A 26,034-nucleotide genomic window follows, 5' to 3' on the forward strand; every position below is an offset into this window, starting at 1 on the left:
GCTCTAATCAAAATACATTTATGATGAAATATCGTAGATTTGGGCGTACAGAATTGCTAATGCCAGTTTTTTCCTGTGGTGGAATGCGCTACATATATACTGAATATGAGGAACTGACTCAAGAAAAAATTCCTGATGAAAATCAACAGAATCTAGAAGCCACTATTCGCCATTCTTTAGAAGTTGGCATCAATCACATCGAAACTGCCCGAATGTATGGAACTTCTGAGATGCAATTAGGAGCGATTTTACCTAAGTTTCCTAGAGAAAAAATTATTGTGCAAACTAAGGTTGCTCCTACATCTGACTCTGAAGACTTCCGCCGTTTGTTTGAGAAATCTTTGGCTTTATTAAAGTTAGATTACATTGACTTATTAACATTGCATGGCATTAATTATGACCAACAATTTGAAGATAGTATTCGTCCTAATGGTTGTCTTGATGTAGCGCGACAATTGCAAGCTGAAGGTAAGGTAAAGTTTATTGGCTTTTCTACCCACGCCCCAACGGACTTAATTATCAAAACCATTGAAACCAATCAATTTGATTATGTCAATCTCCACTGGTACTACATTAATCAATTTAATTGGCCTGCTATTGAAGCCGCCACACGTCATGACATGGGGGTGTTTATCATTAGCCCATCAGATAAAGGTGGTATGCTTTATAAGCCTCCACAAAAGTTATTGGACTTGTGCTATCCACTGAGTCCGATGATGTTTAACGATCTTTTTTGTTTGAGCCATCCTCAAGTACATACTCTCAGCTTGGGCGCATCTAGACCATCAGATTTTGACGAACACTTGAAGGTTATAGAACTTTTAGACAAAGCAGATGAAATTTTACCACCAATTTTAAACCGTTTAGAAAAAGCAGCGATCGCCACATTAGGCAAAGACTGGTACTGTAACTGGCATATAGGTTTACCCAGATATCCCCAAACCCCTGGTGAGATTAATATTCCAGTTATTTTGTGGTTGCGAAATTTAGCGATCGCTTTTGATATGTGGGAATATGCCACAAGGCGCTACAACCACTTAAATAATGCCGATCCTTGGTTTCCTGGCGTGACAGCAGAACGAGTTAGACAATTCGATCTGGGCGATTGTCTGCGTCATAGTCCCTATGCTGACAAAATACCAGCTTTATTAGAAGATGCCCATAGGTTGTTAGCTAAACCTAGTCAAGAATAAATTGCGGAGTGGTTTCACGATGTCATATTATAAGTTATTAAAAAACAATAAAAAATATACTTTAATTCGTCATCGTTGGCTAGTAATTTTGCTGGCTTTAATAACTGCGATCGCAATAATTATTTCTAATCAAATTAACTTAAAAAATCAAGCAACAGCAATATCTCAAGTTATTGTCTCCTTCCCAATTGAACCCACAACTTTTAATCCAGCTTTAATCGTAGAATCAGCTTATACTTTAAACTATACTTATGAGGGGCTAGTTAAAGAAAATGGACGAGGAGAAATTGAACCTAGTCTTGCTGAATCTTGGCAAACTTCTCCAGATAAAAAACAAGTAATTTACACCCTCAGAAAAGGCCTAAAATGGTCAGATGGAAAGCCACTAACTGCTGAAGATGTGGTTTTTACCTACAATGAAATTTATACTAATCCAGCCATTCCTACTTATGCTAAAGACTTCTTCATAATTGGCAAAAATCGTACCTTTCCTACTGTTCGGAAACTTGATGATTTGCGAGTTGAATTTAGATTACCTGAACCATTTGCGCCATTTATCCGGGCTACAAAACTGGAAATTTTACCAGCCCATATTTTCCGAGAAAGCGTCAAAATAAAAGACCAGGAAGGCAGACCTAAATTTATGTCTACTTGGGGGATTGATACTCCACCAAAAAATATTATTGTTAACGGCCCTTATACAATAGAATCTTATACTCCCAGCCAGCGAATAATTTTCCGAAAAAATCCTTATTACTGGCGTAAAGATGCTCAAGGCAATTCGCAACCTTATATCGAGCGTGTGATTGGGGAAATTATTCCTAGTCAAGATACTTCTTTAATCCAATTCCGTTCTGGAGGATTGGATTACGTCAGCGTTAATACCAATTATTTTTCATTATTAAAACATGAAGAAGGCAAAGGAAAGTTTACTATCTATAATGGCGGTCTTTTTATAGGGTCAACTGCTATTACTTTTAATCTCAACAAAGGTAGTAGGAATGGTCAACCACTGGTCGATCCCATCAAGTCTCGTTGGTTTAATACAGTGGAATTTAGACAAGCAATTGCCTATGTAATTAATCGCCAACAAATACTTAACAATATCTATAAGGGATTGGGTCAACTGCAAAATTCACCGATTGCTGTACAGAGCAAGTATTATTTACCCGTCCAAGCAGGTTTAAAGGTCTATGAATACAATCTTCAAAAAGCGAAAGGATTACTGCTAAAAGCAGGTTTTAAATACAATAATCAAGGTCAGTTATTAGACGAGCAAGGAAATCTTGTGCGCTTTAGCCTCATGACGAATGCTAACAATAATATATTGCAGGCAATGGGAGTACTCATCAAACAAAATTTGAGTGATCTTGGCATAACTGTTGATTTCAATCCTGTAGCTACTAGTATTTTTATCAACAAACTAACTCAAACTTTCGATTGGGAGTGTCAAGTGCTTGAAGTTGCTGTCGGTCAAGAACCGAATGATTGGGCTAATGTTTGGTTGCCTGAAACTGGTTGGCACTTTTTTAATCAAAAATCCCAAGCAGGGCAAACGCCGATAGCGGGGCGACAGGTAGCAGATTGGGAACAGAAAATAGGTGATTTATACATTCAGGCAGCCTCAGAGGTGGATGAAGCAAAGCGTAAAGCTATCTATGCAGAAACCCAACAAATTACTCAGGAGTATCTGCCATTTATTTATCTAGTTAACCCTTTATCAATGGTGGCAGTACGAAATCGTATCCAGGGTATTCAACACTCTGCCCTCATAGGAACATTTTGGAACTCCTACGACCTGAAACTGACTGAAGATTAGCTAAAGAGGATATCGTTTGTATGCAAATTCCTATCATTGACTTCAATCCTTTTATTAATGGTGACACAGTTGCAAAAGAAGCTGTCGCTACACAAATTTCTCTTGCTATTCATGAGGTCGGATGTTTCTACCTCAAAAATTATGGTATTTCTAAGACTCTAATTACTCAAGTCTTTTCACAAGCCGAGTGCTTTTTTGCACTACCGGAGAATGAAAAAGAACAAGTATCTTTCTTTCCAGATCGTAATCTTCGCGGATATCATAATTTTAAAAAGAGTGAAGATAATCACAACGCCAATGAACTAATGACTGAAGGCTTTCATTTTGGTAAAGAAATTTCTCTAGATGAAGTTGGTATTATCGAAGATCCTTTTTTTGAACCGAATAAATGGCCTCATCAGACTAATTTTCGTGAAATGATGATGGAGTTTTTCACGGCTTGTCACGAAAGCGCTCTAAAAGTATTCCAAGCTTTGGCTATTTCCCTAAAATTGCCAGAAGACTACTTTACAAATTTATATTCAGAGCAAAATCACGGTATAGTTTGGCATCATTACCCATCTATATATCAGCCTCCAGAACTTGGAAAAGTTTATCTGGCAGAACATACCGACATAGGTACTCTCACATTTTTATTTCAAGATTCAGAAGGATTAGAAGTATATACAAATTCTGGAGAATGGGTTTTAGCGCCCTTCATTCCTGATGCAATTATTGTATTGGTTGCAGATTTAATGCAGCGATGGACGAACGATAAGTTTTGTGCCACACGACATCGAGTTGTAGTTCCAACTCAATCTCACAGTGCTAAACAAAGATACTCATGTGCCTTTTTTACAGGCCCCAATTACGATACTTCAATTAACTCCATTCAGACTTGCTTAGATATAGATGAAGTGCCTAAGTATCCACCAATTCTTGCCCATGAATATTTCAAGCAACCCAAATGATAGCCACGGATTAGAGATAATAAATGGACAAATTACAATTGCTAGCAAAGTCAAAACCTCCAACATGGTTAAAAATTTTGGTAATTAGCCTGATGGGGTTAGGTATTTTCTTTCGCTTCACCCATTTGGGGCAAAAAGTATATTGGTATGACGAATTTGCGACATCACTGGCAATATCTGGTCATACGCTAGCGGAGGTTAAACAAGAGGTTTTTAGCAATTGGAGCAATGATGGAGGCGTAATTCCTGTTATTACTTTAGACAAATATCAACACATTAACCCAGATCGGACTGTGGCTGATACAGTTCGCTACTTAATAACTTCAGACCCCCAACATCCACCTTTGTATTATGTAATGGTGAGATTGTGGGCGCAAGTCTTTGGAGATTTCCCTGCGGCAGTTAGGAGTTTATCAGCAGTAATCAGTCTGTTGATATTTCCTAGTGTGTATTGGTTGTGTTTAGAGTTATTTGAATCACCACTAGTAGGGTGGGTGGGAATGGCTGTAATGGGGATTTCTCCCTTACAGATTTTCTTTGCCCAAGATGCACGAGAATACGGTTTATGGATGGTGACAATTCTAGTATCAAGTGCTGCTTTATTGCGAGCTATTCGCCAGGAAAGTTCCTTGAGTTGGGCTGTGTATGCTCTCACCCTAGCCTTGGGATTCTACACCCATTTATTAACGGCAATGGTTGCGATCGCTCATGGCATTTATATAGTTATTAGGCAACAGTTTCGCTTCAACAAAACTCTGCGTAATTATTTACTGAGTTCCATAGTAGCTTCCTTGATGTTTTTACCCTGGCTAATGGTAATCATTACCCAGATTCACACAGCAACAAATCTCTTGTCATGGATAAAATTTAAAACAGATAGTCCTTTCGACCTGATTGGGATTTGGCTCAGTCGGATTAGCAGAATATTTTTTGATTTTAATTTGGCTTCTGATGATGCTTGGGTCAATAATTTACCTGCGGAAAGCCCTTTAACTTATAGTATTCCTACGATAATAGCTAGCTTATTTTTAATTATTTATATAATCATTTTTTTTATAAAATATCTCTCAACGAACGCTAGTTTATTTATTAGTTTATTAGGGGGATTTCCAGGGTTAACATTGCTTTTCTACGATCTAATTTTTGGGGGAATTCGCTCTATTCATTTTCGCTATCAGTTACCGTTATACATCAGCATCCAAATTGCTGTAGTGTATATTTTATCTTTCCATCTTTTATTGGCTAAGAACTGGCAGAAAAACTTTTGGAAAGTCATTGTGGTAGGGTTACTCATCTCTGGGCTAGTTTCTGATATCAGATTTTTTCAGTCTGAAACTTGGTGGCCACAAATAGGTGCTAAGAATTTGCTAGCAATGAGTCAACTTATTAATCAATCTAATAATAATATTTTATTGGTAAGTAGCAAAAATGATTATAACTTGGGAGTTATTCTCACCTTAAGTCATAATTTAGAGCCAAAAGTTCGCTTACTTACCATACAAAATGACCAGTTACCAATAATACCTCAAGACTATAAATCTATCTTCTTTGTTGACGACCTTGAAAATAGTTTAGCCCATCAACTTCAGCAGGATAAAACTAACTCACTTAAATTAGTCTACCCACTTGAAGGATTTTGGCAACTCGACAAAAATCAGAAAACGTGAAGATTACTTATTGTAGCAGTCTCAAATAAAAAACATTAAAAGAGTAGAAACTGAATGAAGCAATATCTTGAATATTTTAATATTATTTTTCTGATAGATAAAGTCTACTTTTATCTTCATTCGGCGCTTTTTAGTCGGTTTATTCGCTTTGCTGTAGTTGGTTTGAGTGGAGTATTTGTAGACTTGGGGGCATTCTATTTTTTACATAGCTCATTATGTTTAGCGTTAACTATGAGTGCAATGCTTTCTACAGAAATAGCAATTATCAATAATTTTCTGTGGAATGATTTATGGACGTTTGGCGATGTTTCTTTCCAACAAAAAATCAGTCAAAAGTTACAACGTTTTGTCAAGTTTAATCTCATTTGTTTAGTTGGGCTTATTTTCAATAGTCTAATTGTAAATTGGCTATTTTATCAATTCCAAGTGAATGAATACATCGCTAAATTGGTAGCGATCGCTTGTGTAACACTTTGGAATTTCTGGCTCAACCTGAAGATGAACTGGCAATTAACAAAAACAGAAGTAGATGTAGTTGTAGATATTTAAGAAAAAATCATGTTAAAACCACTAGTTATGTTTGGTTATAGTTTAATTTTTATAATTACTATAATTTTTTCTTCAGGATTCTTGAATGTAATTTTACCCTATTACAAGACTATCCAAAATCTTGGAGAAATCAGTGTTAAATGGCAATACTTGACTGAACACAAAGATGATTATGATGCTATTTTTCTGGGGCCAAGTACTACTTATTTTGGCGTGATCCCGAAATTGTTTGATGAATACCTGACGACAGAGAGGAAGAGTATAAAATCTTTCAACTTTGGTATAGCAGGTGCAAACGTATCAGAAGTGGATTTTTACTTACAAAAAATTCTGGAGTTAGAACCAGCAAACTTAAAGTGGATATTTCTAGACTGTTCAGTTGACTTATTTACAAACATTGGCTCTACTTCCGCTCAAGAGATATATTGGCATACTCCTCGTAAAACGTTAGAAAATTTCCAATTAATTTTGGAATCATCAATCGATAGTTGGAAAGTCAAAGTTCCATATATATACGCTAACTTTCAAAGCTTTATTTACCGATGGCTAGGAATTGGTCAGCTTTCTACTTTCTGGCAGGAAGCAATATTAAATTTGGATCTATCAAATTTAGATCCATTAGCAAAAGTATCTGAGGATAGGCTCATACAAGAATCGGGATATTACGCAATAGATTGGCAAGAAAAAGCTGAGAAGTGGAAGACTATATTTAGAGCAAATGGTTTGGATACTTATCAAAAGAATCTCAAAAATGAACAAACAAAATTAGCAAATTTAAATTCAGAAAATGCGTTTAACGAGCCATCCACAATATATGGAGCGAAAATGATGAAAAATATTGCTGCCCGGATTGAACAACAGCAAATTAACAACAAGAAAATGGAAGCTATATTTTTTATTCCTCCAATTCTAGAAGCCGATTCCAACCCATCCGCTATTTACAGAGCATACAAATCAGGAGATATCGATACTTTATTTACTTTTAATAATCCCAATGATTTTACTAATTTATATGAACTAGATCGCAGAATTGATAGCGCACATCTAAATTATCAAGGCGCTGAAGAATTCACACTTTTACTGGCATCACAATTTTCCCAGTATTTGAATAATTCTGGAGAAAAACTTATCAGTGGTAAACTTTGAATACCCAGTCATTATTACCTAATCACTAATTAAATATAAATATGGTATTCACAGAATTTCGATTTGTATTTTTCTTCTTGATTGTTTTCTGCATTTATTGGGCTTTGGAGAAACACAATCATCGTAAAGTGTGGCTGCTAGTTTGTAGTTATATCTTCTATAGTGCTTGGGATTGGCGCTTTCTTTTTTTGCTATTGCTATCAACAGTAATTGATTACTTTGTCGGTTTAATGCTATCTAGACCACAGGTTAGTGATTTGCAAGAGCAAGAAATTACCAAAATTGAGGTAGTACAAAAAGCAGAAACTACAAGCTTTTGGCATTGGGATGCCTTGCTGAATCAGCCACAGAATCAGCAGCAGCGCCAAGCATGGTTGATACTTAGTTTAGTAGCGAATTTAGGAATATTAGGGTTTTTTAAATACTATAATTTCTTTACTGATTCTGCTGCCAACTTATTAGCTTTTTTGGGTTTACCCCTAAGTATTAAAACCCTTAATATTATTTTGCCAGCAGGCATTAGTTTTTACACCTTTCAAACTCTGAGTTATTCCCTGGATATCTATCTAGGTAAACTCAAACCTGTGAGAAATTTTTGGGATTTTTCTCTATTTGTGACTTTTTTCCCGCAACTTGTTGCAGGCCCTATTGTCCGTGCGTCTACCTTTTTACCCCAACTGCTAACCCCAAAAAACTTTAACGATGTTGATGTTCGGGGATGTTTAATACTTTTTTTCGTAGGGTATTTTAAGAAAGCTTGCATTTCGGATAATCTTTCTCCTTTAGTAGAACAGTATTTCACAAATCCAGAAAATTATACTTTCTTAAGTTGTTGGATCGCTGTTATTTCTTTCGTCATCCAGATATACTGCGATTTTTCTGGTTATTCAGATATGGCGATCGCTTCAGCAGGGTTACTTGGATACAAACTACCTCTGAACTTTAATTTTCCCTACCTTTCCGGCAATATCACTGATTTGTGGCAACGTTGGCACATTACCCTCTACAGTTGGTTGCGAGATTATGTTTATATTCCTCTAATGAGAAAGCGACCAAAAGCTGAACGAACAGAACTATTTGGGTATAAAAATCTTCTCATTTTGATGCTTCTGTCAGGACTCTGGCATGGAGCTGCTTGGCATTTTGTAGTTTGGGGTGGATTAAATGGATTCGCTTTAGTTGTTCACAAGCAATGGTTATCTCGGATCGCTCCCTATAAGGGATTGCTAACACTGAGAAAGATGCTAGGTATTCCCTTAACAATGTATTGGTTTTGTGCATCTGCCGTCTTCTTTCGGAGTAACGATCTCAGCAGTGCCATACAAATAGAAAAATCCTTTTTATTCTTGAATTCTCTTGGCTCTCAAAACCTAAATCTCCAAGTTGCATGGATTTTTGCACCTTTAATTATGCTCCACTGGGCAGCTTATAAAGGTTGGTTTGCCGATTGGTGGCGTAAAATTCCTAGTTGGAGTTTTGCTGTTTGCTTTGGGGTTTTAGTTTCAGCAATATTTCGGCTGACAGCAATCAATCCTCAACCTTTTGTCTACTTTCAGTTTTAGCGTGCGATCGCTTGTTGCAAAAAGAATACCTTTTAAATTACCGCCATCAATTAGAGAGATATGACAACAATTTACTTACATATTGGAATGCCCAAGACTGGAACAACTTGCCTACAAAAAGCATTATTTAATAACAGGAATAAACTTTTAGAAAATGGTTATTTATATCCTGGCTCTGGCATCAAATACAACGCAAAGGAAATAGTGAACCGTTACTGTCATAATACTTTAGCACATTATTTAATGGGTTTTGAAAATAAGGATAATGCACTTTCACAATTTACAGTTTGGGAAGAACTGAAAAGAGAAATAGACTCTATCAATCCTAAAAATGTGATAATTTCCGCAGAAGCTTTTACTTCTTTTGAAATCTTTTATCAACCGGAAACACTTGCAAAAATAAAAAACTTCTTAAAAGAATATAAAATCAAGATAGTTATCTATCTAAGAAAGCAAGATGAGTTTTTAGAATCTTCTTACTGTTACATGGTTAAACTAGGAGCTTGTAGCGTAGGAATTAAAGAGTTGTTTAATGAATACCAGTACATATTTAATTATTATCAAATACTAGACAATTGGGCAGATATATTTGGATATGAAAATATTATTGTTCGGCGTTTTGAAAAGTCAAACATGAAAACTCATATTTTTGATGATTTCTTAGGAGTAATTAACCAATTCGACAATAAAAGTGATTATCAAATTGATTATGCTGCAAAAATAAATGTGTCTCCTTCAGGCAAAACTATCAAAATGCTTTTGCTTATAAATAAGTTTAATGAAACAACTTTAGCAAGATTTCTAAAACTAGATGATAACTATTGGTCAAAATATCAAGATTTTTTGGATTTTTTATCCAATAACAAAACAATAAATAAATTTGTATCAAAACTACCCAACTTTTTAGTTGATAATGTGCTTCTATCATCGGAAGAAAAGCAAGATTTTATGAGACAATTCAAAGAATTAAATAGTCAGGTTGCTAACAAGTATTTAGGTCAAAAAGATGGAATATTATTTGGCGATTATTCCTAGTTATATAACAATATGATTAAGTTAAGGAAATTTATCTATTAAGGCAGTGGAAACAGGGGGGAGAAAAAAGCTTAACTGAACGGTATTGAGTTATATAAATCTGATTTGATGACTGTAGCATAGGGAAGAAAATCTTATCCGAGGAACAAAAAAATGGATAAACAGGTGTACCTAGCTTTTAAAAAATCAAATATTAGTCCTATATGAACAAGCTGCAAATAATTAAAAATAAAAATATTGAATCTATTTACCCTCTTTCTCCTATGCAGCAGGGTATGCTTTTTCATACTCTGTATGAGCCAGAATCAGGAGTATATCTTGAGCAGTTCTGTCTAATGCTCTCTGGAAATCTAGATATTACAGTGCTTCAGCAGGCCTGTGTGCGAGTAATGAAGCGTCACCCAGTTCTGCGTACCCTTGTGGTTTGGGAAAAACAAGAAAAGCCTCTCCAGGTAGTATGTAAACAAGTGGAGTTGCCTTGGCAGAACTATGATTGGCGTTCCTTATCTTTAGCAGAACAAGAAGAGCGTTTAAAAGCTTTCTTACAAGCAGATCGAGTTCAAGGCTTCGTTCTTGACAAAGCTCCACTTATGCGATTTAGCTTAATTCAAATCGCTGATGATATTTACGAATTTGTCTGGAGCTTTCATCACCTGCTGATTGATGGTTGGAGTTGGCCAATTCTCTGCAAAGAAGTTTTTGCATTCTACAATGCCTTACTTAAAGGCAAATATTTATATTTAAATACTCCCCGTCCTTACCGAGATTACATCAATTGGTTACAGCAACAAGATTTAAGAGCAGCAGAAGCTTTTTGGCGGCAACAACTTCATGGTTTTACTAGCCCTACCCGTTTGCTACTAAATCGGGGTGAGGCGCACAATTTACAACAACCAAAAACCTATCACGAGCAGCACTGCTGTTTATCGGCAACTATAACTGCTGCTTTACAATCCCAGGCACAGCAGTATCATCTGACACTTTCAACTTTCGTCCAAGCAGCTTGGGCACTTTTACTCAGTCGCTACACTGATGAGTCTGAGGTAGTATTTGGAGCAACTGTATCGGGTCGTCCTCCCACTCTATCGGGGGTGGAATCTATGGTGGGACTATTCATTAATACTTTACCAGTCAGGGTGAAAGTACCAACAGCAACTCCTTTATGGCAATGGCTGAGGGAATTGCAGGCTCAACAGGTAGAGCGATCGCAATATTCTTGGTTTCCATTAGTAGAAATTCAAGCTCTTAGTGAAATTCCCCCAGAATTACCTTTGTTTGAAAGCATTGTGGTGTTTGAGAACTACCCACACGATCCGTCTTTATCAAATCTAGGTAGCACCATCCAGATTACCAAACGGCGAGTCATTGAACAAACCAATTATCCGCTCACAGTCATCGCTGTACCAGGACAAGAGTTATCCCTACGCATTCTTTATGATGGTAGCTGCTTTGATGCTGAAACGATTAACCGGATGATGGGGCATCTTGTGACTTTGTTAGAGGGTATGAGCGCTAACGTCGAGCAGACAGTAGCAGAGATATCCATGCTAACTACCACTGAGCAACGCCAAATCTTAGTATGGAATGATACTCAAAAGGATTATCCTCAAAAATGTATCGCTCAGTTGTTTGAAGAACAGGTGGAACGGACACCGGATGCAGTAGCAGTCTCATTCCAATCTCAACAACTGACTTACCAACAGTTAAATTGTCAGGCGAATCAGTTAGCGCACCATCTCCAAAAACTTGGGGTAAAACCAGAAGTGCGGGTAGGGATTTGCGTTGAGCGTTCTTTATTGATGGTAGTAAGACTTTTGGCAATCCTCAAAGCTGGTGGTGCTTATGTACCTTTAGATCCGCGATCGCCCCAAGAACGCTTAACTTATATGTTGAGTGATTCTCAAGCGTCGATGTTGCTGACAGATTCATCAATTACTTTATCTGAGCAACCATTAACAGTAGTTTGCTTAGATACATCGGATTTCTGCCAAAACAGTCAGGAAAATCCTGTTAATGGAGTGATACCAGGGAACTTGGCTTATGTCATGTATACTTCTGGCTCAACCGGCAAACCCAAAGGTGTAGCCATGAGTCACCGTTCTCTGGTGAATCTTTTATATTGGCAAATGGACGAAATTTCTTTAAGTTGTGCTAAAACTTTGCAATTTGCTTCCATCAGTTTCGATGTCTCTTTTCAAGAAATCTTCTCTACCTGGTGTAACGGCGGAACCTTAGTTTTAATCACCGAAAAACTACAAAAAGATGGGTTCGCATTATTACAGTTAATTGCCCAAGAAAAGGTGGAAAGACTGTTTTTGCCCTTTGTCGCCCTTCAGCAATTAGCCCATGCTGCCTCTATTACTCAATTATATCCTGCATCTTTGCGTCAGATTATGACGGCAGGAGAACAGTTACATATTACCCCTGTTTTAGTCAACTTTTTTAAGGAGCTTTCTGGTTGTACGCTACAAAATCAGTATGGCCCAACGGAGAGCCATGTAGTAACAAGTTTTACTTTAAAAGATGTGGCAAGCAGTTGGTCGCCACTTCCGCCTATTGGTCGGGCGATCGCAAATACGCAAATCTACATCCTTGACCGCCATCTGCAACCATTACCAATTGGAGTTCCTGGAGAACTGTATATCGGCGGTGTTGCGATCGCTAGAAGTTACATTAATTCCCCGGAATTGACAGCTGAGAAATTCATTGCAAAAAATGGGAATCGTTTGTATAAGACAGGCGATCGCGCTCGATATTTATCTGATGGCAACATCGAATTTCTCGGTCGAATTGACAATCAAGTGAAGGTGCGGGGTTTTCGCATTGAACTGGGAGAAATTGAAACCGTACTCGCCGCACACCCCCAGGTAAAAGAAGCAGTAGTTATCGCCAGAGAAGATGAACCAGGAAACAAGCGTCTAGTCGCCTACATTGTCCCCAAACAACACTTAGACACCAGCGAACTGCTTTGTTACCTCAAACAAAAGTTACCCGAATATATGCTACCTTCTGCTTTTGTAAAGTTGCTGGATGCTCTACCTCTAACCCCCAGTGGTAAAATAGAGCGCCGCGCTTTACCAGCACCTTTGAGTCGGGAAACACGGAACATCTCTACAGACTTGATTCCACCCCGTACTGTTACTGAAGAGGTTCTGGCAGGAATCTGGAGCGATGTTTTAGGACTAGAAAAAGTTGGTATCCATGACAACTTCTTTGCATTAGGAGGTCATTCTTTGTCAGCAATGCAAGTCATTGCTCGGTTGCGAGAAATCTTCAAAGTGGAGTTACCCATAAGTTGTCTGTTTGATTACCCGACAGTAATTGAGCTAAATCGGCAAATTTCAGAATACCGCCAAAAAGAGGCAGGGGAGCAGGGGAGCAGGGGAGCAGGGGAGCAGGGGAGAAATAATCATTCTTTCTCATCCCCCTGTGCCCCTCTGCCCTCTTGTAAAAATGACTTGACCCCATTTCTCAAACCAGTACCTCGAAACACAAAAGAGTTGCCAATTTCTTTGACTCAGCTTGAGTTTTGGATATTAGCTCAATTGCATCCGGGTATTCCCGTCTATAATATTCCACTGGCTTATCGCTTGACGGGTTTACTCAACGTCACTGCTTTAGCACAAAGCCTCGTGGAAATTGTCCGTCGTCACGAAGCTTTGCGAACTACTTTTGCGATCGCAGATCGGCAAGTAGTTCAGAAAATTGCTCAACAGCCCATATTGCCATTTTCGGTGGTAGATTTGCGAAAACTTTCTGAATCTAAAACTGAGCGAAAGGCTCTGGCTCAAAAATTTATCACTGAGGAAAAAAACCAGCCTTTCGATCTAGAACAAGAACCTTTGTTACGCATCAAGCTACTGCGGCTCTCTGATGCCGAGCATTTACTAATAATAACTATCCATCATCTGGTTTGTGATGGTTGGTCTGTGGGTGTGTTTTTACAGGAGCTAACAAAATTATACGCAGCATTTTGTCATGGTCAACCTTCACCGCTTCCTGATTTACCCATCCAATATGCTGACTTTGCCCATTGGCAAAAGCAGTGGGTTGCTCGTCCTGCTTTCGTGTCTGACCTTAACTATTGGAAGCAGCAACTAAGCAATAGCACACTTTTACTACAGTTACCTACTGACCGTCCGCGCTTACCAGTACGAACTTTTGAGGGTGCAAGTCAAACTTTCATCATCCCTAAGAGCCTAACAAATGCTCTTAAACATCTGAGCCAACAGCACAATGTAACTCTATTCGTGACTCTACTAACAGCCTTTAAAATAGTGCTATTTTATTACACCGGACAGTCAGATATTATTGTGGGCACTCCCTTTGCCAATCGCCAGCAAGTGGAAACTAAAGGGCTTATTGGATGCTTCATCAACACATTACCAATACGTACACATTTGGGAGGTGATCCAAGTTTGAGCGAGTTGCTGTATCAGGTGCGTGGATCTTTTTTAGCAGCCTCCGATCGACAACAAATTCCCTTCGTGAAGTTAGTAGAAGCACTACAGCCAAAACGAGAACCAAGCCATTCTTTGCTATATCAAGTGATGTTTAACTTCTTGCCACCATCAGATTTAAAACTGACAAATTTGACTGTTCATCCCTGGTCAATTGAAAGTAAAACAGCAGAGTTTGATTGGGATATTTATCTTCAACAAACAACATTAGGAAGTATTGAAGGGAAATGGTGCTACAAAATCGATTTGTTTGATGCTTCTACTATTAGTCGTGCGGTAACTCAGTTTCTAGTGTTGCTTGAGTTGCTAATTACTAATCCAGAATGTCGTCTGACTGACCTTTCCTTACTATTTCAGCGCCATAATTCTCAATGCCGTGCAATGTAGGTACATATAAGAGGTTGTTTGAAAAGTGTTTCGCTGTGACTTTAGGCACTTTTAGATCCCCCCTAGCCCTTAAAAAGGGGGGAACCGGAATCAAAGTCCCCCTTAAAAAGGGGGATTTAGGGGGATCTAAAACTTTTGATACCGGCAATAGAACTTTTCAAACATCCTCTAAGAGCAGGGAGCAGGGGCAACAGAACAAGAATAGGTGTAATTAATTCTGTTTAGGTACTTAACTTATATGTCAGATGTACAGATTATGGAAAAAACAAGGCTAACTGTTTTACGGGAAATGCGGCTGTTTATCATTGTTTGGGTAGGACAGTTGATCGCCTTAATTGGTTCGAGTACCACTGCCTTTGCCTTAGATATCTGGGTTTATAATCGCACCGGTTCAGTTACCCAGTTTGCTTTAGTCTCTCTGTTCAATACTCTCCCGCTAATCTTAATTTCCCCGATCGCTGGGCCTCTGGTAGATAAGTGGGATCGCCGAAAGACAATGATTATCGCTGATGTCTTGGCGTGTTTGGGAACAATTGCGATCGGCGTTTTATTTGTCATCGGTCGGTTAGAAGTCTGGCACATTTACCTAGCCAATACCTTCACTGCTGTTTTCATGGCTTTTCACACACCTGCTTATACAGCATCAACAGTCTTACTAGTGCCGAAACAGCACCTTAATCGTGCCAATGGGCTAATGAGTCTGATGTTTGGCATTTCGCTGATCGTTGCACCAACTCTCGGAGGTGTTCTACTAAGCATTGTCCATTTGCAAGGAATTATTTTGTTTCACGTAAGCGCTGTATTTATTGCTGTTGTTTCCCTGATGCTGGTTCGGTTCCCGGAAGTCAACACAAGTGCTGTTGCAACTGCAAAAAGTTCATTCCTAAGTGAAGCAACTTACGGATTGACATATTTGATCGCTCGACCAGGACTGCTGGGACTAGTATTATTCTCAGCTTCCAGCTTTTATATTGTGGGAGGTATTAATGTCATCACTATCCCGCTAGTCTTAAATTTCGTTTCAGTCAGCTTTTTGGGAACTATTCTTTCGCTATTTGGCATTGCGATCGTAGCAGGTGGCTTGCTTGTCAGCATCTGGGGAGGGCTAGAACGCAACATATATGCCATATACGGGTGTATGCTTTTGAGTGGCGTATTTATTTTCGTCGCCGGTTTGCAACCCTCTCTTGTCATTTTCACTGTTGGTATCTTCTTATTTTTCCTAACACAACCGATCGTTTCCAGTTCCACGCAAGCTGTCATGCAAAATAAAGTAGAACCTAATGTACAAGGTAGAGTTTTTGCGATCAAAGGAGCGATTGAAGCAGCCGCTTTCCCTTTAGGCTACATCACGATTGGGCCTTTAGCCGAGAAAGTTTTTGAACCCTTAATGGCTACTAACGGTTTTTTAGCAGGAAGCATCGGACAAATCATCGGTGTTGGGTCAGGTCGTGGGATGGGACTTCTACTGATGATTATGGGAGTCTTGACCATTTTAGAAACCTCTATTGCCTACTTGTACCCTCGCTTACGGTTTGTGGAAGATGAACTGCCTAATGTTAGTAATGCAGTTGCAATGGCTGCTGATACAGCTTCTAGTAAGAATGACGCAGTTTCTTTGATATCCTAAATTTGGCGTTGCATAGTGGTGGTTGATTAAAAACTCTACTAATTTGCAATTATTATTTTATTTTCGGAATTTTCGATTTTTGAAAATTGGTAATTGTTAACTTAGTCTATAAATCGGAAAATTTTTGTATCTAGATTCAAGATTTCTACTCTAGATTAAATCCTGTGTTTTTTCATCAGTTAGTATTTTTGTATTTCAATCAAAAAAGATGTTCAGCTTATTTTAGAATATGCAAACCAAAGTTTCTCGCGGTCAATCCTTAAAGAATGATCCTTCTCCTCCGGCCTCTAATAATTTTTGGGAGAATGTAAGAGCGATCGTTCAGCCTTACTGGTACCCAACAGAGTCAGGGGAAAGAGTATTTCCAGACGTGATTCGGATATGGGGGATGCTGATTCTCCTGATTTTATTAATAATAGCGCTAGTCGGGGTAACTGCCTTTAATAGCTTCGTTACTCGCTATATAACCGATGTCATTGAAGAGAAAGATTATCCTAACTTTATTAATACGATAGTAGTTTTCGGCGCTGCTCTTGTCTGCATAACACTCTTAAACGGATTTTCTAAACTTGTCAGAAAAAAAATCGCTCTTGATTGGTACAAATGGTTAAATAATCACATATTATCAAAATATTTGAGCAATCGTTCCTATTATAAAATTAACTTTAGAGCTGATGTTGATAACCCAGATCAACGAATATCCCAAGAAATCGAACCCATTACCAGTAATGCTCTGACTTTTTCAGCTACTTTCCTAGAAAAAGTGCTGGAAATGATTACTTTTTTAGTAATTCTTTGGTCAATTTCCCAATTTATTGCAATTGTTTTGGTTGTTTATACAATCGTAGGCAACTTGATTGCTATTTACTTAGGTCAACAATTAAATAAAATTAATCAAGAAGAATTAGAACTGAAAGCAGAATACAGTTATTCTCTGACTCATGTTCGTAATCACGCTGAATCGATAGCTTTTTTTCAGGGAGAAAAGCAAGAATTTAATATAATTCAACGAAGATTTATTAATCTCCTGAAAAATGTCGAACGCAAGATTAATTGGGAGAACAATCAAGAACTTTTTGACGGAGCATATAAGTCTGCTATCCAAATATTCCCATATCTGGTACTCGCACCTTTATATATGAGCGGTCAAGCTGATTTCGGAGAAGTTGTCCAAGCCAGTGTAGCTTGTAATCAGTTTGCCTCGGCTATGGCAACATTAATTAGAGAATTTGGGACTTCTGGACGATTTTCCAGTTATGTTGAGCGTTTATCTGAGTTTTCAGATGCGTTAGAAGCAGTTACCAAACAACCAGAGAATGTCAGTACTATTAAAACAATAGAAGAAAACCGTTTAGCTTTCGAGAATGTCACATTACAAACGCCAAACTATGAACAGGTAATCGTTGAAAATTTATCACTTTCTGTTCAACCAGGAGAAGGCTTATTGATTGTTGGGCCGAGTGGACGAGGTAAAAGTTCTCTGTTGAGAGCGATCGCAGGTTTGTGGAATGCGGGAACGGGTCGTTTGGTACGACCTCCCCTAAAAGAAGTATTATTCTTACCCCAACGGCCTTATATCATTTTAGGGACTTTGCGCGAACAGTTACTTTATCCTAATACGAATCGTCAAATGACCGACGCAGAACTCAAAGACGTTTTGCAACAAGTAAACTTGCAAAACTTACTAAGTCGAGTTGAAGGCTTTGACACTGAAGTTCCTTGGGAAAATATATTATCGATAGGAGAACAACAACGTCTTGCTTTCGCACGACTGTTAGTTACTCATCCGAGCTTTACTATATTGGATGAAGCAACAAGTGCTTTAGATTTGAAAAATGAAGGAAGTTTATATCAACAGTTACAATCAACGAAAACAACATTTATTAGTGTTGGGCACCGGGAAAGCCTGTTTGATTACCATCAATGGGTTTTAGAACTTGCACAAGATTCCAGTTGGCAACTTGTAACTGTCCAGGATTATCGAAATCAAAAAGCAAGTATAACTAAATTTCCGTCAAATACTCAAATCAAAATAAATGATTCGCCTGAAGACAAAGCGCAAAATGAGTCAAAAATCAGCACAGGCGAAAAACTTACTCATAAGGCAATGAATGAATTAACATCCTATTCACTTAGCACGATTAGAAGCAAGGCAAGCAAAGGAGAATTTATCACTACTAAGGACGGTATTATTTATCGCTATGATAAAGATCCCAATGTTTTGAAATGGGTTTTAGTTTAGCCATCACTCATACTTTTTGAAATTGTAAATTATTTCCATTGGGAGATTAAAGCGTCCTAGTCCAAGCTGCGACTGTAAATCCCAAGTAAAAGAAAGTGACAAAGAAGCAGAGCGAAAAGTCTGCCAACATTCAAACTACCCAACCAACGGGTGAGAATGCTGAGACAACCCAAACTCAGGAAAGCAAAGTTTCAGCCAATATCCAAAAGTGGGAACAACCGCAAACATAAACTCAGGAGCGATCGCTAAAAACTATGAATACGAAAGCTAATGCCAAATATAAAATCCTTGCTATAGATGGTGGTGAGAGTCGGGGCATCATCTCAGCACTAGTACTAGCAGAAATTGAAAAGAGTATTAATTTTATGTGAGTCTCCAACGGAGGCGCACGTTAATTTTTGGGGTGAAATGTTTTGATATCGATTTCGGTTTTCAGTACAGTTGGATCATCTGTGTGTTGAATACGAAAACCTAGTTTTTCACAAACTTTTTGCATACCATAATTGTCAACCAAAATATCAGCAGTGATAGTGCTGAGTTGCTCATCTCGACTGACTTGCAGTAACCTTTGTAGTAACTCGGTTCCTATACCTTGGCACTGATAGCGATCGCACACCACAATAGCAAATTCTGCTTCATTCGTACCATGTATTTTACTTAACCGCCCGACTGCCAATATTTGCCGTGTCTGCGTTTCGGGGTTTTGATATTCGACAACTAGGGCTATTTCGCGATCGTAATCAATAAAGCAGATACGTGTTAGGCGTTCATGGGCTACTCTTGACTGGAGTTTAATTAAGTGAAAATACCTGAAATAAACACTTTGCTCTGAGAGTGTCTTATGAAATTGCACCATCAACGGCTCATCTTCTGGACGGATGGGACGGATGGTAACTGGAGTGCCATCTTTCATCGTCCATTTGCTGACATATTGTGTAGGATATGGTCGAATTGCTAACTTTGGTAGTTGGTCTTTTTTAACATCTGGTTCATGAAGGATAATCCGCGCATCGAGGGCAATTAATTGTTCAGATGAAGCCAGCAACGGGTTAATATCGATTTCCTTAATCCAACGCTGTTCTACAACTAATTGACTAAATACCACCATTAATTGTTCAAGGGCAGCCATATCAACACTTTTGCGTCCCCGGACTCCTTTCAGCGCTTTGTAAATCTGCGTTTGCTCCATCATGCGCCGCACTAAAGTTGTATTCAGGGGTGGAAGTGCGATCGCGCGATCGTGAAAAACTTCGACTAGTTGTCCTCCTGTGCCAAAAAGCAACACCGGGCCAAACTGTGCATCCAGACTACTGCCGATAATCAATTCATAACCGGCCATTTTTACCATCGGCTGCACAGTTACACCTAAGAAGAGTGCTGAGTACTGAGTACTGAGTGCTGAGTAATGAGGGTCGTGTTGCAATTTATCCTGTAAAGAGGATTTAATGTTGCGGTAGGCTTGTCGTACAGCTTCAGCATCTCTTAGATTTAACTGCACACCGCCAACATCAGTTTTATGAGTGATTATCTCGGAAAACAGCTTTAAAACAACTGGATAACCAATTTTTTCAGCACATTGAACTGCTTCATCCTCGCTTTTAGAAACGCAAGTTGCAACCACCGGAATCCCATAAGCAGCTAAAATTTGCTTCGATTCAAACTCTGTAAGAATAGTTCGCTGTGTCTGACGTGCTGATTGGATAATTTTTTCCACACAGTTACGGTCTGGTATCCCTGATGAAGAATCAAGTGCAGGCATTATGGGAGTTTCGTAGATACCGCGCAGGTTATAACTAGACTGCCACATATAACTAAATATTCGAGCAGCAGTATCAGGATAAGGATATGTGGGAATATGGTTGCGATTGAGAATCATCTCACCTGCTGCAATATCTGCTCCTCCCATCCAACTAGCAAGGATGGGTTTACCAGCTATCTGTGCATAAGGTTTCAATTGCTCGGCTGTTTGGGTGGGGTCTGTCATCGCTTGAGGCGTGAGAATCACCAATAACCCGTCACTATTTGGGTCTTTAGCAGCAATTTCTAAGGCTTTGGTATATCGCTGTGGGTCAGCGTCGCCCAGAATATCAATCGGGTTGCCGTGACTCCAATGTGCTGGTAATAGTTGATTCAGAGATGCGCTAGTTTCTTCAGAAATTGGTGCAACTTCTCCACCCGCAGCAATCAAAGCATCAATGGCAAGGACTCCAGGACCACCTGCGTTAGTTAAAATTGTCAGGCGTGGCCCTTGGGGACGGGGTTGTTTTGCCAGCACCTCTGCCATATCGAACAAGTCAGAGATGCTGTTGACGCGCAACACCCCACAACGCCGGAAAGCTGCATCCAGAACTTCATCACTTCCTGTAAGTGCGCCAGTATGGGAAGCTGCTGCTTTGGCTGCGGCTTCAGTGCGACCTGCTTTGATGACAATAATCGGTTTAGTTAAAGCAACTTCTCGCGCTGCTGACAAAAACGATCGCGCATTCCCAATTGATTCCATGTAAATGACAATACTTTTGGTGTGCGGGTCATCACCCAGGTAGTAAATCAAATCTCCCCAACCCACATCTAGCATTGAGCCAAGAGAAACAAAGGCGCTAAAACCAACGTTTTCCCGAAAACTCCAATCTAGGATAGCCGTACAAAGCGCTCCACTTTGACTAATGAAGCCGACATTTCCAGGACGTGCCATTGTACTGGCAAAAGTTGCATTTAAACCTGTGCGTGGACTCATTACACCCAAGCAATTAGGGCCAATAATCCGCATTTTGCCACGCTGCGCTTGCTCAAGTATTTGCTGTTCTAAGGCTACACCCTCAGCACCAGCTTCTTTAAAACCAGCACTAAGGATAATTGCACCTTTGATACCTGCATCCACGCACTCGGCAATAATACCTGGAACTGTTGTTGCGGGGGTAGCAATAACTGCTAAATCCACTTTTTCGGGTACATCAAAGATATTGGGGTATGCTTTGATTCCCAATATACTGTGCCGTTTGGGATTGACAGGGAAAACAGTTCCACCAAAAGGATTGCTAATCAAGTTCCATAATAGAGTACGCCCAACACTACCAGCTTTTTCACTAGCACCAATTACAGCAACACTTTTTGGTACAAAGATCGCATCAAGGGGATTTGCTTTCTCGGTTCGCAAAATATCATAGGCGCGATTGCTGGATGATTGGATAGGCTTTTGCATGAGTTGCTGTTACCTGTAGTGGAAATATATTTTAAAGAAGTAAGCTGAAATTTTCGTCTATAATTTGGGTAATTTTTTGTAAAGCGATCGCTACTCCAATTTCAGCAAATGGTGATAAGCTGTAGCCTAATTCAAAATTTACTCCTGGTACTTTTATCCACCAAGCTTGTGGACAACGATTATAAAGTGCTTGAGTGAGAGCTAAGAGCGATCGCGGATCGGCTGTATGTCCGGCAATAATGTTGAAAGATTCAGATGAAAGCGATTGTACCTGTACCTGGGAACTTTCAGAGGTGAAACAAGCATCGATAAAGATTGCCAAATCAGCATGGGCTAAAGCTTCAGCAAGTTCAGGGGTGAGTTGATGGACAGCCAGAGATTTCACGTTTGATAGATGCAACGCCTTAGCTACTCGTTGCCCAATGCCATCATCACTACGCAACTCATTACCATAGCCAATTGCGTAGGCGTAGCCCGTCGTAGACATCGCTTCCGGCAAAGCGTAGCCCATCGCATTAGAATTCATATTTTTAGCTGTCCAACACTATTTTAAAGTTAGATAAAAAACTTGAGAAACTTGTGAGGAGATAGAGAAACTTGGAAGTAATGCTCACAATTTCCTCAGATTGTTGACATATAAATAAAACTGTGAAGCAATATTACATCCCCTAATATGACTTAACGTGAAGTGAATTCGACGGCTCATATAGTATCTGTCTACTTAGCTGAATCAAAAGACCTCTCCCTGATTTTACTACGCAAAACCTTTCCTCTCCGACTCGGAGAGGGACAGACTTGAACTTTAGTTCAAGGCAGGGAGAGGTTCATTGGAAGCTCACGTTAGCCTGAGATTTTTGACGCAACATCCCCCAGTTCCCTGATACTTCCTGCTTTTTTGCGGGTATCTGAATCTGAGTCCTGACAAAATTTAAGTTGTAATAAACACTGTATTTCCTCACAAGTTCCTCAAATTCTTTTTCTAACTTCAAGATAAAGATGCCCAACTATTGCATTAAATTAGCTTGAAAATTTGTGAGCCAAAAAAGATAGGTCAAGCAAAATAAATAGGCATCTGCCAAAAGTAGTGAGAAATTTTTGAACTTGGAGTTACTTAGGAGATACACACCATGAGTACCATTGTTCAACCTCAAAGAGAATTTAATTTTTTTGATTTCTGGGATAGTTTTTGTCGCTGGATTACTAGTACAGAAAATCGGATTTATATCGGCTGGTTTGGTGTGTTGGCGATTCCCACCTTATTGGCTGCCACCACCTGTTTTATTTTGGCTTTTATTGCCGCTCCCGGCGTAGATATGGATGGCATTCGTGAGCCAATCATGGGTTCACTGATGGATGGTAATAACTTAATTACAGCCGCAGTTGTACCGACCTCTGCTGCCATTGGTTTGCACTTTTATCCGATCTGGGACGCGGCATCAATGGATGAATGGCTCTACAATGGTGGGCCATATCAATTAATTGTGCTGCATTTTCTTATTGGTATTTGGTGCTATCTAGGGCGATTTTGGGAACTGAGCTATCGTTTGGGAATGCGCGCCTGGATAGCAATTGCCTATTCTGCACCCGTCATCGCTGCTACTTCCGTTTTGCTAGTTTATCCTATTGGTCAAGGTAGTTTTTCTGATGGTTTACCTTTGGGAATCACTGGAACTTTCCACTTTATGTTGGCTTTCCAAGGTGATCACAATATCCTTATGCACCCGTTTCACATGTTGGGTGTAGCAGGTATATTCAGTGGCGCACTATTTAGTTCTTTACATGGTTCTTTGGTGACTTCAACACTCATTCGAAAGACCGATGACAATGAATCAATTAATGCCGGATATAAGTTGGGTCAGAAGAAATTTACCTACAAGTACTTAGCAGGACACTCTAGCTTTTTGGGACGGTTGTTGATTCCTATCTTTGCTAGTAAAAATCATCGTGCTTTCCATTTATTATTAGCAGCATTCCCAACGATAGGTATTTGGTTTGCAGCGATGGGTGTATGTTCGATGGCGTTTAATATCAATGGGTTGAACTTTAATCATTCCATCTTAGATAGTCGGGGTGAAGTAATTAGAACCAATGCTGATATCCTGAACCGTGCCAATCTGGGTATAAATGCAATGCACGCTCCTAACGTCCATAATTTCCCTTTAGTTTTGTCTAGTGGTCAACCTATTCCAGTTAGTTAAAGATTGCATCCATCCATTTTTATAGTGGTTTTAAACCTGCCTGTAATTCTGGTATTAGTCAATATTGCAGGCAGGTTTTTCATCAGAAGAATTTTGAATGAGGTACTAAAAAGTCAAGTGTTCTTTTTCCTTGCTTTCTTGTCTTGGTGAATTTTAGGTATTTATTTCTCCAGAGGTTTTAGTTTTAAAGGATACAATGGCTCAGATCCATTTAATTGCCAAATTCTAAATACCAATACAGCAGCTACAGTTAGCCATACACAAGAAAATGATAAAGTCATTCCCGCTACAGGATTAGTTTGCCAATAAATTGCCGTCACTACTACAGCAGATAACCAAGGGCCTAAAATAACTACAGGAACAGCAGCACCTAATCTCCGTTCTACAGTAAAAATCGTATTCCAAGTATCCCCTAAAGCCAGATGTACCACAAACAAAATTAAAGGCAGCACTAAAAATTGATGATTCATTTGCTGCCAAACCAATACAGAAGAAATTACCCGCAAAACGGCAATTATCATCCAAACAATGGGAAATACTAAAGGTGGAGGAGACCATCTTGGTCTAATTACCTGGTCATAAGTCTGACGAGAACGGGTATTATCTAAAAGAGAAAAAATTCGGGAACGGATACTTAAGAGAGCAAAAAATAATCCAGTCAATAAAGTGCTAAACCAACTGGGAAAAGAAGAATTACTATCAATTAACATTACTATTTTTTCCATTCCCAGTAAGACGAGAATCATAACTACTATTTGTAGGATAGTTCCTAGTGTATAAACTAAAATTGCTCTGACATCTAGTTCTTGTGTAGTAGCTATTGATGTATCTCGATACTGTTGTTGATTCCCAGCTTTTACTCCCATCACTGTATTGACAAACTGTTCAAGGATTCCACTATTATTGGATTGATTCATAATTAAGAGATTGTGCCTAGTTTGTAATTAGTAACAATAGGTGATTATATCGCTATTCCATTACTCTAGGCAGAGGAAAATAAGAAATCTTTAGATTCAGAGGTATCTGGAATAGAATCTCGCATTCGATTCATTAATTCAGTTATTGGTTAGTAATCCAATCGATACCAGCCGTAGTATTAATTCATAATTTTGCACTAGAACTTAGTGGCAAAAATTTCCAGTTTGTTTCTCTGGGGATTGATTGAATGAAGCGGCATTAAAACTTAATAACGCGTTTCTTGTTTTTTCTTTAACTGTCTTATCTGTCCTTGCATTCTCGCTTTAATCCTGAGAATATATTCAAATTGATATACCAACTTGTAATTTACAAGTAAAAAGAAACCATGAAAAAAATACTATTGTGCTGTTGTGCAATGATTTTAGCAATGTGGGTCGCCATCAACCCTGCACTCGCTGCTGATAGCAAAAGTCCTGCACCTGCTACGGATAGCAACAGCACTGCACTGGCTGGCGATTGTACTGAGGTGGGATTTTTTCCCAATGAGCAGGACTGCACCAAATTCTTCCGTTGCGTAGATTTTGGCGATGGTAGAGACTTAACAAAGTTCGACTTTGACTGTGGGCCGGGGACTGTTTTCGATGACCGATACGATACCTGTAACCATGCTTGGGCGCTCCCTTCCGATTCTACATGCTACAAGCCTATGGAAAGCATGAAATAGTAAGAAACGGAGTCCGCGATGTCTACTGCGTACTACACCTATGCCCAGGGAAAATACACCTAAAATCGGTTCGTTAACTATCTGAAGCTCACATTACTCTACTATCAATAGGTAGTGATAAGTTGCGCGACCATTCATTCCAAGAGCCAAAATAATTTCTGGCAGAAATCCCTGCTTCTTCAAGGGCTATTAATGTATTCGCAGCCCTTGAACCCTTAAAGCAGTAAATATACACAATGGACTCTGAAGTAATATCTACTGAGTTACAAATTTCTCGGATTTCATCTGGCGATCGCAACGTGGGGATTTTGGAATACAAATTACAGAAGAAGAAATGTTGAATGTTACGAGATAA

Annotated in this window: 17 protein-coding genes and 1 pseudogene; 14 read left to right on the forward strand and 4 right to left on the reverse strand. The window is 39.0% G+C overall.

From position 1 onward, the window contains the following. The first annotated feature begins 23 nt into the window (after nt 1–23). From GJB62_RS02205 to GJB62_RS37930, 12 genes are all read left to right on the forward strand, one after another. Entirely contained in the window at nt 24–1,193 is a 1,170-nt protein-coding gene (locus tag GJB62_RS02205) for an aldo/keto reductase (RefSeq protein WP_114084462.1), read from the forward strand. A gap of 19 nt (nt 1,194–1,212) precedes the next feature. After that, on the forward strand, nt 1,213–3,012 hold the full coding sequence (locus tag GJB62_RS02210) for an ABC transporter substrate-binding protein (protein WP_114084440.1): 1,800 nt from the start codon (nt 1,213–1,215) through the stop codon (nt 3,010–3,012). A 20-nt stretch (nt 3,013–3,032) separates the two neighbouring features. Beyond that, entirely contained in the window at nt 3,033–3,962 is a 930-nt protein-coding gene (locus GJB62_RS02215) for a 2-oxoglutarate and iron-dependent oxygenase domain-containing protein (RefSeq protein WP_114084441.1), read from the forward strand. A 23-nt stretch (nt 3,963–3,985) separates the two neighbouring features. Further along, the gene (locus tag GJB62_RS02220; protein ID WP_114084442.1) at nt 3,986–5,629 is read left to right on the forward strand and encodes a glycosyltransferase family 39 protein; all 1,644 of its coding nucleotides are present in this window, start codon (nt 3,986–3,988) and stop codon (nt 5,627–5,629) included. Between the two features lie 54 nt (nt 5,630–5,683). Further along, on the forward strand, nt 5,684–6,178 hold the full coding sequence (locus tag GJB62_RS02225; RefSeq protein ID WP_114084443.1) for a GtrA family protein: 495 nt from the start codon (nt 5,684–5,686) through the stop codon (nt 6,176–6,178). Between the two features lie 9 nt (nt 6,179–6,187). Further along, nucleotides 6,188–7,324: a hypothetical protein gene (locus tag GJB62_RS02230; RefSeq protein ID WP_114084444.1), complete on the forward strand. Its 1,137-nt coding sequence runs from the start codon at nt 6,188–6,190 to the stop codon at nt 7,322–7,324. 41 nt (nt 7,325–7,365) lie between these two features. Beyond that, nucleotides 7,366–8,886, forward strand: a complete 1,521-nt coding sequence (locus tag GJB62_RS02235; RefSeq protein ID WP_114084445.1) for an MBOAT family O-acyltransferase — start codon at nt 7,366–7,368, stop codon at nt 8,884–8,886. Between the two features lie 60 nt (nt 8,887–8,946). Continuing rightward, entirely contained in the window at nt 8,947–9,921 is a 975-nt protein-coding gene (locus GJB62_RS02240; protein WP_114084446.1) for a hypothetical protein, read from the forward strand. Between the two features lie 275 nt (nt 9,922–10,196). Next, a complete protein-coding gene (locus GJB62_RS02245) occupies nt 10,197–14,768 on the forward strand; it encodes a non-ribosomal peptide synthetase (RefSeq protein ID WP_181852911.1) in 4,572 nt (1,523 codons plus the stop codon). A gap of 256 nt (nt 14,769–15,024) precedes the next feature. Next, on the forward strand, nt 15,025–16,398 hold the full coding sequence (locus GJB62_RS02255) for an MFS transporter (protein ID WP_114084448.1): 1,374 nt from the start codon (nt 15,025–15,027) through the stop codon (nt 16,396–16,398). 229 nt (nt 16,399–16,627) lie between these two features. Beyond that, on the forward strand, nt 16,628–18,640 hold the full coding sequence (locus GJB62_RS02260) for an ATP-binding cassette domain-containing protein (RefSeq protein ID WP_114084449.1): 2,013 nt from the start codon (nt 16,628–16,630) through the stop codon (nt 18,638–18,640). A gap of 95 nt (nt 18,641–18,735) precedes the next feature. Next, on the forward strand, nt 18,736–18,870 hold the full coding sequence (locus GJB62_RS37930) for a hypothetical protein (RefSeq protein ID WP_258551471.1): 135 nt from the start codon (nt 18,736–18,738) through the stop codon (nt 18,868–18,870). Between the two features lie 161 nt (nt 18,871–19,031). On the opposite strand, the gene GJB62_RS02265 is transcribed toward GJB62_RS37930, so the two are convergent. Beyond that, the gene (locus GJB62_RS02265) at nt 19,032–21,839 is read right to left on the reverse strand and encodes a bifunctional acetate--CoA ligase family protein/GNAT family N-acetyltransferase (RefSeq protein WP_114084450.1); all 2,808 of its coding nucleotides are present in this window, start codon (nt 21,837–21,839) and stop codon (nt 19,032–19,034) included. A gap of 31 nt (nt 21,840–21,870) precedes the next feature. Then, the gene (locus tag GJB62_RS02270; protein WP_114084464.1) at nt 21,871–22,326 is read right to left on the reverse strand and encodes a hydrogenase maturation protease; all 456 of its coding nucleotides are present in this window, start codon (nt 22,324–22,326) and stop codon (nt 21,871–21,873) included. A gap of 640 nt (nt 22,327–22,966) precedes the next feature. On the opposite strand from GJB62_RS02270, the gene GJB62_RS02275 reads away from it, so the two are divergent. Continuing rightward, nucleotides 22,967–24,037 carry a Photosystem Q(B) protein 1 gene (locus GJB62_RS02275; protein ID WP_114084452.1) on the forward strand — a complete coding sequence of 357 codons (1,071 nt, stop codon included), beginning with the start codon at nt 22,967–22,969 and terminating at the stop codon, nt 24,035–24,037. Between the two features lie 161 nt (nt 24,038–24,198). Here GJB62_RS02275 and GJB62_RS02280 read toward each other — a convergent pair whose 3' ends face one another. Next, nucleotides 24,199–24,954: a TspO/MBR family protein gene (locus tag GJB62_RS02280; protein WP_114084453.1), complete on the reverse strand. Its 756-nt coding sequence runs from the start codon at nt 24,952–24,954 to the stop codon at nt 24,199–24,201. A gap of 428 nt (nt 24,955–25,382) precedes the next feature. Between GJB62_RS02280 and GJB62_RS02285 the strand changes: the two genes are divergently transcribed. After that, the gene (locus GJB62_RS02285; protein WP_209271467.1) at nt 25,383–25,679 is read left to right on the forward strand and encodes a carbohydrate-binding module family 14 protein; all 297 of its coding nucleotides are present in this window, start codon (nt 25,383–25,385) and stop codon (nt 25,677–25,679) included. Nucleotides 25,680–25,767: 88 nt separating this feature from the next. Here GJB62_RS02285 and GJB62_RS02290 read toward each other — a convergent pair. Continuing rightward, nucleotides 25,768–25,992, reverse strand: a pseudogene (locus GJB62_RS02290) (rhodanese-like domain-containing protein); the annotation flags it as partial. Between the last annotated feature and the right edge of the window lie 42 nt (nt 25,993–26,034).

Source organism: Nostoc sp. ATCC 53789 (assembly GCF_009873495.1).
Taxonomy (GTDB): Bacteria; Cyanobacteriota; Cyanobacteriia; order Cyanobacteriales; family Nostocaceae; genus Nostoc; species Nostoc muscorum_A.